The sequence below is a fragment of the Kitasatospora sp. SC0581 genome (genome assembly GCF_048159585.1).
Taxonomy (GTDB): domain Bacteria; phylum Actinomycetota; class Actinomycetes; order Streptomycetales; family Streptomycetaceae; genus Kitasatospora.
This window is the reverse complement of the sequence record NZ_JBLRWA010000031.1, coordinates 42,327-57,793: the sequence shown is the minus strand read 5'-3', so window position 1 is coordinate 57,793 and position 15,467 is coordinate 42,327. Positions and strand designations below refer to the sequence as shown.

Genomic DNA, 15,467 nt, shown 5'->3' with positions numbered 1-15,467 from the left:
TGTCGCCGTCCCGAGTGGACGGTGAACTCGCCTGTGGCTGCGGTGGGTTGCGGGTTCCGCCGGTCCTCCGGGATGGGCCGGGGGACTTGGCGGCCCGCATATGCCGGGCCGTCGGGACTCCCTAAGTGAAGCGTGTGCCCCCGGGCTTCGGTTCACTCCTGGGGGTGGCGAAAGGTGGCGTTTCGCCAGGGGCGCTCCCATGGGCCCCTCACGGGGCATTACGTTCAGCGTGCGGATGTCGTCGAGGAGTCTGTCCCGGGCCGTCGGGCAACGGGAGTTGGGAATCTGACGGATCGTCCGCAACGATGGCACACCAGTGCGAGGGCGCTGCGGTACGGCGGCGCCGCGGCACCTCAGGCACGGCACGTCTGGCAAGAGCCCGCAACCGTCGGGCGGTCACGATCGGGGGCCCCGGTAGGGGCCGGGCGGGATGGGGACGTTACCCATGGCAGAGAAGCAACCGAATGAGAAGCTGACCACGTGGTTCGCCCGCAGTGGCTGGTCCAAGGGCGAGTTGGCCCGCCAGGTCAACCGCAAGGCCCGGCAGATCGGCGCCCACCACGTGTCCACCGACACCTCCCGGGTGCGCCGCTGGCTCGACGGCGAGCAGCCCCGCGAGCCGATCCCCAAGATCATGTCGGAACTCTTCTCCGAGCGGTTCGGCTCGGTGGTCTCCATCGAGGACCTCGGCCTGCGCGCCGCGATCCCGGTCTCCACCGTGGGCGGCGGCGTCGACCTGCCGTGGAGCGGCCAGCAGACCGTCCAGCTGATCAGCGACTACTCCCGCAGCGACCTCATGCTCAACCGCCGGGGCTTCCTCGGCACCTCACTCGCGCTGACCGCGGGCGCCGCGCTGATCGAGCCGATGCAGCGCTGGCTCGCCCCCGGCCCGAGCGGCGTCCCCACCCCGATCCTCACCGCGGCCAACGGCGGCGAGGCCTTCACCGGCCGGCTCTCCGAACCCGAGCTCGAACTGCTGGAGCAGACCACGGTCATGTTCCGGCAGTGGGACGCCCAGAACGGCGGCGGGCTGCGCCGCAAGGCCGTCGTCGGCCAGCTGCACGAGGTCACCGACCTGCTCCAGGAGACGTACAGCGAGGACACCACCAAGCGGCTGTTCCGGCTCACCGCCGAACTCGCCCACCTGGCCGGGTGGATGTCGTACGACGTCGGGATGCACCCGAGCGCGCAGAAGTACTACGTGCTCGCCCTGCACGCGGCCAAGGAGGCCGGCGACCGCCCGTTCGGCGCGCTGATCCTCACCGACATGAGCCGCCAGATGATCCACCTCAACCGGGGCGAGGACGCCCTGGAACTCATCCACCTGGCCCAGTACGGCAGCCGCGACGCCGCCACCCCGCGCCAGCAGTCCCTGCTGTACGCGATGGAGGCGCGCGCCTACGCCACCATCGGCGAGGTCAACCGCTGCGCCCGGGCGATCCGGCTGGCCGAGGACACCTTCACCGACATCCGGGACGGGGACCAGGACCCGGACTGGCTGAAGTTCTTCTCGCCGGCCGAGCTGAACGCCGAGAACGCCCACTCCTTCCGCGACCTCGCGTACCACTCGGACAACGCCGAGCTGTACGCCTCGCTGTCCGCGCCGGTGATGGAGACCGCGGTCGACCTGTTCCGCCAGGACGCCGACCACGTGCGCTCGTACGCCTTCAACCTGATCGGCATGGCCAGCGTCCACCTGCTGCAGAAGGAGGCCGAGCAGGCGGTGGTGATGGCCGAGCAGGCGGTGGACATCGCCACCAAGGTGCGCTCGGAGCGGCTGAACTCCCGGGTCCGCAAGACCACGGAGGCCGCGTCGGCCCGGTTCAAGGGCGTGGACGCGGTGAGCCGGCTCAAGGAGCGGGTGGTCCAGGACATCCCGGAGTTCGTCTCGGTGGTCTGACCGGAGGCCCGCCAGGGCCGTCCGAAGGAAAAGCTCCACCGACCGTGGCGGCCGCCGCCGTCACGGTCGGTGGCATGTCCGGCGTCCGGTGGTCCGGCCCGGCCCGGCCGGGCCGCGGCGGCCGCGGTTCACGCAGCCGTAACCCGCGCGTCGCACGCGTCACCGCGGTGAAACAACCGGCCGCACCGGCCGAAACCAGCCTTCGGCACGCTCCTCCTCAACGCCGACACCCCGGGTGGCACCACGGGACGGGTCCCCGGGTGCGGATCGGCCTGGACGCAGAGGAGACGCCGATGCCGGACGGCTTCAGCGCGGGCGACACCGCCTTCGTACTCATCAGTGCGGCCCTGGTCATGCTGATGACCCCAGGGCTGGCCTTCTTCTACGGGGGCATGGTCAGGGCCAAGAGCACGCTGAACATGCTGGCGATGAGCTTCCTCTCGCTCGGCATCGTCAGCGTGCTGTGGGTCCTCTACGGCTACTCGCTCAGCTTCGGGTCCGACTCCTTCGCCGGCCTGATCGGCAACCTGGACCACCTCGGGATGCGCGGCCTAGGCCTCGACGAGCTGACCGGCTCCATCCCGGTCACCGCCTTCGCGCTGTTCCAGCTGATGTTCGCGGTCATCACCCCGGCGCTGATCAGCGGCGCCGTCGCGGACCGGGCCAGATTCGCCGCCTGGGGCCTGTTCATCGCGCTCTGGGTGACGGTCGTCTACTTCCCGGTCGCGCACTGGGTGTTCTTCTTCGACGGCGGCCACGGCGGCTGGCTGGGCGACCGCAACGGCGTGATCGACTTCGCCGGCGGGACGGCCGTGCACATCAACGCGGGCGTCGCCGGCCTCGCGCTCTGCCTGGTGCTGGGCAAGCGGATCGGCTTCAAGAAGGACCCGATGCGCCCGCACAGCCTGCCGCTGGTGATGCTCGGCTCCGGGCTGCTCTGGTTCGGCTGGTTCGGCTTCAACGCGGGCTCGGCGCTGGCCGCCAACGGCGTCGCCGCGATGGCCATGGTGAATACCCAGGTCGCCACCGGCGCGGCGCTGGTCGGCTGGCTGGTCTACGAGCGGTTCAGGCACGGCGCCTTCACCACGCTGGGCGCCGCCTCCGGCGCGGTGGCCGGACTGGTCGCGATCACCCCGGCCTGCGGCTCGGTCAGCCCGCTCGGCGCGGTGGCGATCGGACTGGTCGCGGGCGCGGTCTGCTGCGCCGCCGTCTCGCTCAAGTACCGCTGGGGCTTCGACGACTCGCTCGACGTGGTGGGCGTGCACGCGGTCGGCGGGGCGGTCGGCTCGCTGCTGGTCGGCCTGTTCGCCACCGGCGGGGTCGGCCAGGGCGTCAAGGGCCTGTTCTACGGGGGCGGGATCGGCCAGCTGGGCAAGCAGGCGATGGGCGTGGCGGTGGTCGCGGCGTACTCCTTCGTGCTGTCCTGGCTGCTGGCCAAGGCGGTCGACCGGCTGGTCGGCTTCCGGGTCTCCGGCGAGGTCGAGACGGCCGGCATCGACCAGGCCGAACACGCCGAGTCCGCCTACGATTTCACCGCCGTGGGCGCGGGGCTGGCCCGGGCCCTGCCGGGCCTGGCCGCCGCTGCCGCGACGTCCGCCGCCGAGCGGTCCGCCGGACGGTCCACCGAACGGACCGGCGAACGGACCGGCGTCGCGGAACCCGGTGCCGCCCAGCCCGCCGTGCAGCCCGCCGAGAAGAGGACCGAGGTCGACGCCCGATGAAGCTCATCACCGCCGTGATCAAGCCGTACCGACTGGACGAGGTGAAGTCCGCCCTCCAGGCCTTCGGGGTGCACGGCCTCACCGTCACCGAGGCCAGCGGCTACGGCCGCCAGCGCGGCCACACCGAGGTGTACCGGGGGGCCGAGTACACCGTGGACCTGGTGCCGAAGGTCAGGATCGAGGTCCTGGTCGAGGACGAGGACGCCGAGGACCTGATCGACGTCCTGGTGAAGGCCGCCCGGACCGGGAAGATCGGCGACGGCAAGGTGTGGAGCGTGCCGGTCGACACCGCCGTACGGGTCCGCACCGGCGAGCGCGGCCCGGACGCCCTGTAGCCCGGCGGCCGGTCGCCCCGCGCCGGACGGCGGGCCCGTTCACCCGGGAGGGTGCGGGTCCGCCCGGCGGCGTACCGGCGCTTCCGTACCGGCCGACCGGCCGAACGGCCGACCCGCGGGCAGGACGGTTCACCCAGCACGACGGACGGGACCCACGCGCATGACCACCGAGACCAGCCCCTCCGACCCCGTCGACCCCTCCGACCCCGTCGGCTGTGCCGCCGCCGCCCGGGCCGCGCTGCTCGCCGCCCCCGGCCCGGGCGGCCGCCCCCGCCGCCGGGCGCTCGCCCGGCTCACCGACGACTGGCTGGCCGGGCTGCTCGCGGCCGCCGGTGCCCCGCCCGGCGTCGCGCTGGTCGCGGTCGGCGGCTACGGGCGGGGCGAGCTGTCCCCGCGCAGCGACCTGGACGTCCTGCTGCTGCACGACGGTCCGGTCGCCGGGGAGCTGCCCGAGCGGATCTGGTACCCGGTCTGGGACTCGGGCGCCAGGCTCGACCACGCGGTGCGCACCGTCGCGGAGGCCCGCGCGGTCGCCGCCGCCGACCTCAAGGCCCAGCTCGGCCTGCTGGACGCCCGGCACCTCGCCGGGGACCGGGCGCTCACCGACGCGCTGCGCGCCGCGGTGCTCACCGACTGGCGCGCGAGCGCCCCCGCGCGCCTGCCCGAGCTGCGCGAGCTGGGCCGCGAGCGGGCCGAACGGCAGGGTGAGCTGTCCTTCCTGCTGGAGCCCGACCTCAAGGAGGCCCGCGGCGGCCTGCGCGACGTCGTGGCGCTGGACGCGATCGCCGCCAGCTGGCTGGCCGACGCGCCCCGGGACGGCCTGGACGACGCCGCGCGGTGGCTGGCCGACGTGCGGGACGCCCTGCACCTGGTCACCGGCCGGGCCACCGACCGGCTCGGCCTCCAGGACCAGGACCAGGTCGCCGAGCGGCTCGGGGTGCTGGACGCCGACACCCTGCTGCGCCGGGTCTACGAGGCCGCCCGCACCGTCGCGTACGCGGGCGACGTCACCTGGCGGGCGGTGGACCGGGTGCTCGCGGCCCGCGGCGGCCGCGGCCGGCGGGTGCGCCGGCTGGGCATCCCGTTCGCCGGCACCGGACGCGGCTCCGGCGCGGTGGCCCGGGGCGCGGTCGAGCGGCGGCCGCTCGCCGAGGGCGTGGTCGAGCAGGACGGCGAGGCCGTGCTTGCCCAGGGCGCCCGCCCGGCCGCCGACCCGGTGCTGCCGCTGCGCGCCGCGGCCGCCGCCGCGCAGAACGGGCTGACCGTCTCGTACGCCACGGTGCGCCGGCTGGCCGCCGAGTGCCGCCCGCTGCCGGTGCCCTGGCCGGACGAGGCGCGCGAGCAGCTGGTCACCCTGCTGGGCGCGGGGGAGTCGGCCGTCCCGGTGTGGGAGGCGCTGGAGGCGGAGGGGCTGGTCCGCCGGCTGATTCCGGACTGGGAGCGGGTGCGCTGCCGTCCGCAGCGCAACGCGGTGCACCGCTGGACGGTGGACCGGCACCTGGTGGAGACGGCGGTGCGGGCCGCCGCGATGACCCGCCGGGTGGCCCGCCCGGACCTGCTGCTGGTCGCCGCGCTGCTGCACGACATCGGCAAGGGCTGGCCGGGGGACCACAGCGAGGCCGGCGAGGTGATCGTCCGCGACCTCGGCGCCCGGATGGGCTTCGGCCCCGAGGACACCGAGACCCTGGCGGTGCTGGTCCGCCACCACCTGATGCTGGTGGACACCGCGACCCGGCGTGATCCGGACGACCCGGCCACCGTCGAGGCGGTCACCAAGGTGGTCACCACCCTGCCCGAGCTGGAACTGCTGCACGCGCTCACCGAGGCGGACGCGCTGGCCACCGGCCCGGCCGCGTGGAGCGGCTGGCGGGCCTCGCTGGTGGAGGGCCTGGTGGCCCGGGCGGCGGACCGGCTGGCCGGGGCGGGCACCCCGCCGGCGGAGGGCGCGCCGACCGCCGAGCAGGAGCGGCTCGCGGTCGAGGCCGCCCGGACCGGCCAGCCGGCGCTGTCGCTGCGGGCCCGCTCCGAGGGGGCGGAGCCGGGCGCCGAGCCGATGGGCGTCGAGCTGAACCTGGCCGTCCCGGACCGGCCCGGGCTGCTCGGCACCGCCGCCGGGGTGCTCGCGCTGCACCGGCTGGCCGTCCGCTCGGCCGGGCTGCGCGAGCTGGACCCGGTGGGCGCCGGGCCGGTGCTGCTGCTGTCCTGGCGGGTGGCGGCCGAGTACGGCGAGCTGCCGGAGGCGGCCCGGCTGCGGGCCGACCTGCGCCGGGCGCTGGACGGCTCGCTGGACGTCACCCGCCGCCTCGCCGAGCGGGACGCCGCGGCCCCGCGCCGCCGGGGCATCCCCACCCCGCCGCCGCTGGTCGCGGTGGCGCCTGCGGTGGCCTCGGCGACCGCGACCGTGCTGGAGGTCCGCGCGCACGACGCCCCCGGGCTGCTGCACCGGATCGGCCGGGCGCTGGACGGGGCGGGCGTGCGGGTGCGCACCGCGCACGTCTCCACGCTGGGCGCGGAGGCCGTCGACTCGTTCTACCTGACCGACGGGGCGGGCCGTCCGCTGACCGCCCGGCGGGCCGGCGAGGTGGCGGCGGCGGTCCGGGCCGCACTGGGCTGACGCGCCCCGGAGGGCTTCGGCGGCGGGGGCCGTCGGGCCTCGGCGGCGAGGGCGGAGGAGTGCCCGGAACGGGGGTGGAAGAGCTTCGGGAGCAGGGGTGGAGACCGTACCCGGGGCGGCCGGATACCCTGGGGGGCGACGACCGTACCGATTCCGATGCCGCAGAGGACCCGCGACGACGTGTTCGACACCCTTTCCGATCGCCTCGCAGCGACGTTCAAGAACCTCCGGGGCAAGGGCCGCCTGAGCGAGGCGGACATCGACGCCACCGCCCGCGAGATCCGCATCGCGCTGCTGGAGGCGGACGTCGCGCTGCCGGTCGTCCGGGCCTTCATCAAGCAGGTCAAGGAGCGGGCGCTCGGCGTCGAGGTCTCCGGTGCGCTGAACCCGGCGCAGCAGATCATCAAGATCGTCAACGAGGAGCTCATCTCCATCCTCGGTGGCGAGACCCGACGGGTGCGGTTCGCCAAGAGCGGCCCGACGGTGATCATGCTGGCCGGTCTCCAGGGTGCCGGTAAGACCACCCTGGCGGGCAAGCTCGGCCACTGGCTGAAGAAGCAGAAGCACACCCCGCTGCTGGTCGCCTGCGACCTCCAGCGCCCCAACGCGGTCAACCAGCTCCAGGTGGTCGCCGAGCGCGCCGGCGTGGCCTTCTACGGCCCGCAGCCGGGCAACGGCGTCGGCGACCCGGTGCAGGTGGCCAAGGACTCGATCGAGTACGCCAAGCAGAAGCAGTACGACGTCGTCGTCGTCGACACCGCCGGCCGCCTGGGCATCGACGCCGAGCTGATGCAGCAGGCCGCCGACATCCGCGCCGCGGTGAACCCGGACGAGGTCCTGTTCGTCGTCGACGCGATGATCGGCCAGGACGCGGTCACCACCGCGCAGGCCTTCCTCGACGGCGTCGACTTCACCGGCGTGGTGCTCTCCAAGCTCGACGGCGACGCCCGCGGCGGTGCCGCCCTGTCGGTCGCGCACGTCACCGGCCGGCAGATCATGTTCGCCTCCAACGGCGAGAAGGTCGACGACTTCGACGCCTTCCACCCGGACCGGATGGCCTCGCGCATCCTCGGCATGGGTGACGTCCTCTCGCTGATCGAGAAGGCCGAGCAGACCTTCTCGCAGGAGGAGGCGGAGAAGATCGCCGCCAAGCTGCGCGGCGGTCCGAAGCAGTTCACCCTGGACGACTTCCTGTCCCAGCTGGAGCAGGTCCAGAAGATGGGCTCGATCTCCAAGCTGCTCGGCATGCTGCCCGGCATGGGCCAGATCCGGGACCAGATCAACAACATCGACGACAAGGACGTCAACCGGGTCGGCGCGATCATCAAGTCGATGACCCCGACCGAGCGGGCCGAGCCGGAGCTGATCAACGGCTCCCGCCGGGCCCGCATCGCCAAGGGCTCCGGCGTCCAGGTCGGCGAGGTGAAGAACCTGGTCGAGCGGTTCTTCGAGGCCCGCAAGATGATGTCCGCGATGGCCTCCGGCAAGGGCATGCCCGGCATGCCGGGGATCCCGGGCATGGGCGGCGGCGCCAAGAAGTCCGGCAAGAAGGCCCCGCAGGCCAAGGGCAAGCGCAAGAGCGGCAACCCGCTGAAGCGCGCCCAGGAGGAGGCCGCGGCCGCCGAGCGCCGCGCGCTCGGCCCGGGCGCCGGCCAGGGCCCGGCGGACGGCGGCGCGTTCGGCCTCGGCGCGGGCAAGGGCCCGGCCGACTTCGAGCTGCCCAAGGAGTTCAAGGACCTGCTGTAGTCCTCTGACCGGCTCCCGTCGGCCCGTCGTCCGGTGTTTCCGGGCGGCGGGCCGATCGCGTGTCCGATGATGGGGGCATGCGAGTGATGATCAGGGCCCCGAGGGCCGAGGACACGGCCGGGTACGCCGAAGCGGTCCGGCGGTCCGCCGAACACATCGGACGGTGGAACCCGGTCGAGCCGGACGGGCTGCCCGACCTGCTGAAGCGCCAGGGGTCCGGGCTGCGCACCTTCCTGATCGTCGACCGGGAGACCGGCGGACTGGTCGGCAAGGTGAACGTCGCCAACATCGTGATGGGCCGGTTCTGCAACGCCTCGCTGGGCTACGACTCGTACGTCCCGTTCAACGGCACCGGGCGGATGACCGAGGGCATGCGGCTGGTCGTGGACCGCTGCTTCGCCCCGCAGACCGCCGACGGGCTCGGGCTGCACCGGCTGGAGATCAACGTGCAGCCGGAGAACGAGCGCTCGATCGCGATGGCCAAGCGGCTGGGCTTCCGGCACGAGGGCTTCACCCCGCGGATGCTGTTCCTCCAGGGGGACTGGCGCGACCACGAGCGGTTCGCGCTGACCGCCGAGGAGTGGCCGGGCGCGACGGCATAGTCGCTGGTGGGAGGGGTCGGCGCGGCCGTCCGGCGGTCCGGGCGCGGCGTTGCGATTGGCCCGCCCGAGCACCTGTCCGTATTGTCCGATGGGTGACCGAACCCGTGCCGCCACGTCAGACCCCCGACCAGCCCTGGCGTTCGGAGGGCGCCCCGCCCCCGCCGCCGCCCAAGCGCCGGATGCCCGGCGGCTGGGTGGGCCTCGCCCTCACCGCCCTCGTGGTGTTCCTGATCTCGGACCTGCTGCTGTCCTTCTTCGGCCCCGCCGGTGCCACCACGATCTCGTACACCGAGTTCAACAACCAGCTGAACAAGGGCAACATCACCAAGATCTACGCCAAGGGCGACGCGATCGAGGGCACCCTCAAGAGCGCCCAGCCCAAGCCGGACGGCGGCAAGGGCGACTACACCGAGTTCGACACCCAGCGGCCCTCCTTCGCGGGCGACAACCTCTGGACCACCCTGCAGCAGCAGGGCGTCGAGGTCACCGCCACCTCGCCGGTCCAGCAGCGCAGCTTCCTCACCAACCTGCTGATCTCGCTCGCCCCGATGCTGCTGCTGATCTTCATCTGGGTGCTGCTCGCCCGCCGGATGGCCGGCGGGCTCGGCGGCGGACCGCTCGGCCGCAAGGCCCCGCCGAAGCCGGTCACCGCCGAGGAGGGCAAGCGCACCACCTTCGCCGACGTGGCCGGCATCGACGAGGTCGAGGCCGAACTCACCGAGGTCGTCGACTACTTGAAGAACCCCGAGCGGTACCGCAGGCTCGGCGCCAAGATGCCGCGCGGCGTGCTGCTGAGCGGCCCGCCCGGAACCGGCAAGACCCTGCTGGCCCGGGCCGTGGCCGGCGAGGCGAACGTGCCGTTCTTCTCCGCCTCCGCCTCCGAGTTCATCGAGATGATCGTCGGCGTCGGCGCCAGCCGGGTCCGCGAGCTGTTCGCCGAGGCCCGCAAGGTCGCCCCGGCGATCATCTTCATCGACGAGATCGACACCATCGGCCGCCAGCGCGGCGCCGGCGGCGGCATGGGCGGGCACGACGAGCGCGAGCAGACCCTCAACCAGATCCTCACCGAGATGGACGGCTTCAGCGGCTCCGAGGGCGTCATCGTGATCGCCGCGACCAACCGGGCGGACGTGCTCGACCCGGCCCTGCTGCGCCCCGGCCGCTTCGACCGGCGGATCACCGTCAGCCCGCCCGACCGGGAGGGCCGCGCGGCGATCCTGCGCATCCACAGCCGCAGCGTCCCGCTGGCGGGCGACACCGACCTCAACCAGCTGGCCAAGGTCACGCCGGGGATGACCGGCGCCGAACTCGCCAACCTGGTCAACGAGGCCGCGCTGCTGGCCGTCAAGCGCAAGCAGGACGCGGTCAACGAGCGGGACCTCTCGGACGCGCTGGAGAAGGTCCAGCTCGGCGCGGTGCGGCCGCTGGTGATGCCGCAGGAGGAGCGCGAGCGCACGGCGTACCACGAGAGCGGGCACGCGCTGCTGGGCATGCTCCAGCCCGGCGCGGACCCGGTCCGCAAGATCACCATCGTGCCGCGCGGCCGGGCGCTCGGCGTCACGCTCTCCACCCCGGAGAACGACCGCTACTCGTACACCGAGCCGTACCTGCGCGGCCGGATCATCGGCGCGCTCGGCGGCATGGCGGCCGAGCAGGTGGTCTACGGGGTGATCACCACCGGTGCGGAGAGCGACCTGGAGCAGGTCACCAACATCGCCCGCGGGATGGCCGGACGCTGGGGGATGAGCGAGCGGGTCGGCCGGCTCACCGCGGTGCCCTCCGACCCGCAGGGCGCGTACGGGCTCTCCGCCGCGCCGACCACCCTGGACGCGGTGGACGAGGAGGCGCGGCGGATCGTCTCCGAGTGCTACGACGACGCGGTGCGGATCCTGACCGAGCAGCGGCACCGGCTGGACGCGCTGGCGGCGGCGCTGCTGGAGGCGGAGACGCTGGACGAGGCGGCGGCGTACCGGGCGGCGGGGGTGCCGCGGGAGGGCTCCGAGGGGGCCGAGGGTTCCGACGGGCCGGCCGGCGGGTCTGGCGGGTCTGGTGGGCCTGGTGGGTCCGACAGGGCCGACGGGGCCGACGGGAAGTCGATCGACCGGGCGTGAAGCCGGGGGCCGGGGGCGCTCGCCATGGTGGTGGGCGCCCCCGGTTTTGTCCCTCTGCGGACTTCTCGCCCCTCCTCGTCCCGCCTAGCGCGACCGTTCGGCGACCAGGTAGCGGAACAGGTTCTCCATCCGTACCGAGCCGTCCGCGCGCAGGTACGGCTGGAGCACCTCCTCCAGCTCCTTGGCCACCAGCGAGGCCCCGGAGAACTCCTCGGCCGGCTCGAACAGGCCGGTGGAGAGCAGCCCGCGCACCGCGCTGTCGAGGTCGGCGTAGGCGAACGGGCAGCTCACCCGGCCGCTGCCGGCCGGACGCAGGCCGGCCGGGGCCAGCAGGTCCTCCAGCGCGCCGGGCGCGCTCAGCTCGAACGGGTCGCGCGCGGTGGTCCGGCCCGCCATCCGCCGGGCCACGTCCAGCACCGGGGCGCTCTCGCAGCGCTCCGGCGGGCCCCAGGCGGCCAGCACCACGTGCCCGCCCGGGAGGGTGAGCCGGGCGGCCTCGGCGACCACCGGCCCGGCGTCGGCGGCCCCGGGCAGCTGCTCGAAAACCGTCACCAGCGAATGGGCCGAGCGGGCGACGGCCGCCGACGTCCGGGGCCCCGCGCACACCCGCAGCCGGCGGTCGTGGGCCAGCTCGCGCAGCTCGTCCCGCGGCTCCTGCCCGGCGACCTGGGCGCCCCGGCCGGCCGCGAGCAGCAGGGCCAGCCCGGAGCGGCAGCCCAGGCCCAGCACGCTGCTCGCCGGGCCGACCTCCAGCCGGTCGTAGACCGCCTCGTAGAGCGGCACCAGCATGCGTTCCTGGATCTCCGCCCAGTCGCGCGCCCGCGCGGGGCGGGCCGCCCCGGTCCGCGGGTGGTGCGGGCGTGCGCCCGTCGGTCGTGCGGTCGTGCCGGTCGTGCCGGTCGTGCGAGCTGAAGCCATGGCGGCCTCCCATCCGGTCCTTCGGTGCGCTGCTACGGCTCCCCCAAAGTCCCGCCCCACACCAGCGAACAGCGGGTCGGGCCCGGCGTCCAGAGGGGTGCAGGGTGGTGCGCGCGTGTCGCGGTGGTGCGCCCCCGCCCGGTGATACCGATTCGAAACCGGGGCCCCGGGCCCCGTACCATTCGCCCCATGGCTAAGGCACCCGTTCTCACCCCTCAGGCGGAAGACTTCCCGCGCTGGTACCAGGACCTCATCAACAAGGCCGAGCTGGCCGACAACGGTCCGGTGCGCGGCACCATGGTCATCCGACCGTACGGCTACGGCCTGTGGGAGCGGATGCAGCAGGAGATGGACGCGCGGATCAAGAAGGCCGGCGCGCAGAACGCCTACTTCCCGATGTTCATCCCGCAGTCCTACCTGACCAAGGAGGCCGAGCACGTCGAGGGCTTCGCCCCCGAGCTCGCGGTGGTCACCCACGGCGGCGGCAAGCAGCTGGAGGAGCCGGTCGTCGTCCGGCCGACCTCCGAGACGATCATCAACGAGTACTTCTCGAAGTGGGTGCAGAGCCACCGCGACCTGCCCCTGCTGATCAACCAGTGGGCCAACGTGGTCCGTTGGGAGCTCCGCCCGCGCGTCTTCCTGCGCACCACCGAGTTCCTCTGGCAGGAGGGCCACACCGCCCACGCCACCTACGAGGACGCCCGCGAGTACGCGTCGATGATCCACACCCAGGTCTACGGCGACTTCATGACGAACGTGCTCGGCATCGACGTCGTGCTCGGCCGCAAGACCGCCAAGGAGCGCTTCGCCGGCGCCATCAACACCCTCACCCTCGAGGGCATGATGGGCGACGGCAAGGCGCTGCAGATGGGCACCAGCCACGAGCTGGGCCAGAACTTCGCCAAGGCGTTCAACACCACGTACCAGCTGCAGGGCGCCGAGCGCGAGTACGTCTGGCAGACCTCCTGGGGCGTCTCGACCCGCATGGTCGGCGGCCTGATCATGTCCCACGGCGACGACAACGGCCTGCGGGTGCCCCCGCGCCTGGCCGCCGTCCAGGCCGTCGTGCTCGCGATCAAGGGCGACGACGCGGTCATCGCCAAGGTCCGCGAGATCGGCGCCCAGCTGGAGGCCGTCGGCATCCGGGTCGTGGTCGACGACCGCACCGACACCCCGTTCGGCCGCCGTGCCGTCGACTGGGAGCTCAAGGGCGTCCCGCTGCGCATCGAGGTCGGCCCGCGCGACCTGGAGAACGGCACCGCGATGCTGGCCCGCCGCATCCCGGGCGGCAAGGAGCCGGTCTCCATCGACGCCCTGGCCGCGCTGCTCCCGGGCGTGCTGGAGGAGGACCAGGCGCTGCTGCTGCGCCAGTCCCGCGAGCGCCGCGAGTCCCGCACGGTCGACGTCAAGACCATCGACGAGGCCATCGAGGCCGCCGCGACCGGCTGGGGCCGGATCTCCTGGGCCGACCTCGGCGCGGAGGGCGAGGCCAAGCTGGCCGAGCAGGGCGTCACGGTCCGCTGCATCGTCGCGGCCGACGGCTCGGTGCCGCTGGCGGACGACCAGGAAGGCAATGTCGCGCTCGTCGCCCGGGCGTACTGACATCCGTTCGGTGTTCGGTGGATGTCCGGTGGATGTCCGCCGGACGCCGGTCGCCCACGGGTAATGACCGGCACCGGCGACATTTGCCCGGAATGCGGATGGGTAAGAATCCGGTAACTGTTCCGGTGCGTCCCCGCGGGGGACATCCCTACTGGCCGGTCAACTCCCGGTATTAACCGAATAGCGGTACGGTGTACGGCCCGTGGCCCTGTCAATCCGGCAGGCCCACGGGCCGTACGTCCTGGGTGGCGACAGCCCGCCCCCCGGACGGAATTCATCAGGCCCGCCGACGTTGCGACGGGCCCAAACCGGCAGGGGGTTGGTCTTGCGTCAGATCCGGAACGCGCAATTCGCGCGCGGCCTCGCATTCCTGGGAGTTCCCTGTGAATTCCCCGGGAACGAGAACATGCGGAACATCGGCTCGCACTCCATCGTTGGTCTAGCGTGAGCACGACACAGCCCCTCGTTCTCGCGGCCGAACTGGCCGCCGCCTGGAGTGACATCCAGGCCTACCACCAGGACCTTCCCGATCTGGCCTCGCCCGAGGCCCTGATCGGCGAGTCCTCCTCGGCCTGCGGGACGCGGCTCGGTTTCGAGCGCCTCCTCCACGAGGCCGCCCACGGTCTGGCCGCGGCCCGGGACATCCGGGACACCTCGCGCGCCGGCCGCTACCACAACCGGCGCTTCCTGATGCTCGCTTCCGAGCTGGGCCTGGCGCACCCGGTCGAGCCGCACGCGAGCAGCGGCTTCTCCCAGGTGACCATGCTCAAGGAGACCCAGGAGCGGTACGCCGAGACCATCGAACGCCTGGACCGTGCCCTCGGGGCGCACCAGGAGGCGGTGGCCGGCGACGGCGCGACGCGCGCCTTCCGCGGTCCGGCGGCCCGGCACGGCTCCTCCGGGGGCGGCGTGCGGGTCAAGGCGGTCTGCGGGTGCGGGCGCAACGTCCGGGTCGTTCCCTCGGTGCTCGCGCAGGCGTCCATCGTCTGCGGCGCGTGCCAGCAGCCGTTCAAGATCGCTTAAGTCGCTCACGCCGCTCACGTCGCTTGAGCGGTCGACGTCCCGACGGGCTGCTGTGCGGGCAGCGGTCCGGCCGGATGGGCGGCGCGGAGCGGAGTGGAGCGGTACGGGCGGTGCACGCGGGGCCGGCGGTACCGGCAGCGGCGGCAGCGCCGAGTGAGCGGTGACAGGCGGTAGCAGTACAGGCGGTACAGGCCGTACGAGCAGTACGGAACGAGCGGTACAGCAGGACAGCGGTGATGTCTTCGGGTTGGACCGGGAGCGGGGGCTCCCGGTCGAGCCCTGACCGGGAGCCCGGTCCCGCGTACAGGCGGTTCTCGCCGATGTGGCAGAATGGACAGCTGAGTACTCGGCAGCCGAGCAGGACCCCTCTCTCCTACGGCTGGCGTGTCCCTTGAACGGTCCGCCCCGCAACCCCACGCGACGGCGAGCCCGCTCACCCACGTCAACACCAGGAGAATCCACTCCCGTGGCAGTCAAGATCAAGCTGAAGCGTCTCGGCAAGATTCGCTCCCCGCACTACCGCATCGTCGTCGCCGACGCCCGCACCAAGCGTGACGGTCGCGCGATCGAGGAGATCGGCATCTACCAGCCGACCTACAACCCCTCGAAGATCGAGGTCGACAGCGACCGCGCCCAGTACTGGCTGTCCGTCGGCGCCCAGCCGACCGAGCCGGTGCTCGCCATCCTGAAGCTGACCGGCGACTGGCAGAAGTTCAAGGGCCTGCCGGCTCCGGCTCCGCTGCTCGTTGCCGAGCCGAAGGTCGAGGACTTCTCGCACCTGTTCGCGAAGGCCGTCGCCGGCTTCGAGGACGCCACCACCGGTGTCGCCATCACCCCGAAGGCCAAGAAGTCGGACAAGGCCGAGGCCGAGTCCGACGCCGCCGCCGAGGCCTGA

Annotated in this window: 11 protein-coding genes; 10 read left to right on the top strand and 1 reads right to left on the bottom strand. The window is 73.2% G+C overall.

The window, feature by feature from the left end; translation table 11 throughout:
• The first annotated feature begins 445 nt into the window (after positions 1-445).
• From ACLWS4_RS31555 to ftsH, 7 genes are all read left to right on the top strand, one after another.
• Positions 446-1,900, top strand: coding sequence for a hypothetical protein (locus ACLWS4_RS31555; protein ID WP_181970686.1), 1,455 nt, complete (start codon positions 446-448; stop codon positions 1,898-1,900).
• 293 nt (positions 1,901-2,193) lie between these two features.
• The gene (locus ACLWS4_RS31550; protein ID WP_375877287.1) at positions 2,194-3,621 is read left to right on the top strand and encodes an ammonium transporter; all 1,428 of its coding nucleotides are present in this window, start codon (positions 2,194-2,196) and stop codon (positions 3,619-3,621) included.
• The gene (locus ACLWS4_RS31545; RefSeq protein ID WP_049659191.1) at positions 3,618-3,956 is read left to right on the top strand and encodes a P-II family nitrogen regulator; all 339 of its coding nucleotides are present in this window, start codon (positions 3,618-3,620) and stop codon (positions 3,954-3,956) included. Before ACLWS4_RS31550 ends, ACLWS4_RS31545 begins: the two co-directional genes overlap by 4 nt.
• 160 nt (positions 3,957-4,116) lie before the next feature.
• The gene (locus ACLWS4_RS31540) at positions 4,117-6,570 is read left to right on the top strand and encodes a [protein-PII] uridylyltransferase (protein WP_416875922.1); all 2,454 of its coding nucleotides are present in this window, start codon (positions 4,117-4,119) and stop codon (positions 6,568-6,570) included.
• Positions 6,571-6,750: 180 nt separating this feature from the next.
• Positions 6,751-8,316: a signal recognition particle protein gene (gene ffh / locus ACLWS4_RS31535; RefSeq protein WP_049658994.1), complete on the top strand. Its 1,566-nt coding sequence runs from the start codon at positions 6,751-6,753 to the stop codon at positions 8,314-8,316.
• Positions 8,317-8,393: 77 nt separating this feature from the next.
• On the top strand, positions 8,394-8,918 hold the full coding sequence (locus ACLWS4_RS31530) for a GNAT family N-acetyltransferase (RefSeq protein ID WP_079271904.1): 525 nt from the start codon (positions 8,394-8,396) through the stop codon (positions 8,916-8,918).
• A 92-nt stretch (positions 8,919-9,010) separates the two neighbouring features.
• Positions 9,011-11,029 carry an ATP-dependent zinc metalloprotease FtsH gene (ftsH, locus tag ACLWS4_RS31525; protein WP_416875921.1) on the top strand — a complete coding sequence of 673 codons (2,019 nt, stop codon included), beginning with the start codon at positions 9,011-9,013 and terminating at the stop codon, positions 11,027-11,029.
• A gap of 84 nt (positions 11,030-11,113) precedes the next feature.
• On the opposite strand, the gene ACLWS4_RS31520 is transcribed toward ftsH, so the two are convergent.
• On the bottom strand, positions 11,114-11,947 hold the full coding sequence (locus tag ACLWS4_RS31520) for a class I SAM-dependent methyltransferase (protein ID WP_387975795.1): 834 nt from the start codon (positions 11,945-11,947) through the stop codon (positions 11,114-11,116).
• 189 nt (positions 11,948-12,136) lie between these two features.
• Here ACLWS4_RS31520 and proS point away from each other — a divergent pair, with 189 nt between their 5' ends.
• The 3 genes from proS (at position 12,137) to rpsP (ending at position 15,467) form a co-directional block, all read left to right on the top strand.
• The gene (gene proS, locus ACLWS4_RS31515; protein ID WP_049650399.1) at positions 12,137-13,549 is read left to right on the top strand and encodes a proline--tRNA ligase; all 1,413 of its coding nucleotides are present in this window, start codon (positions 12,137-12,139) and stop codon (positions 13,547-13,549) included.
• A 444-nt stretch (positions 13,550-13,993) separates the two neighbouring features.
• Positions 13,994-14,572 carry a hypothetical protein gene (locus tag ACLWS4_RS31510; RefSeq protein WP_049650398.1) on the top strand — a complete coding sequence of 193 codons (579 nt, stop codon included), beginning with the start codon at positions 13,994-13,996 and terminating at the stop codon, positions 14,570-14,572.
• 466 nt (positions 14,573-15,038) lie between these two features.
• Positions 15,039-15,467, top strand: coding sequence for a 30S ribosomal protein S16 (rpsP, locus tag ACLWS4_RS31505; RefSeq protein WP_049650397.1), 429 nt, complete (start codon positions 15,039-15,041; stop codon positions 15,465-15,467).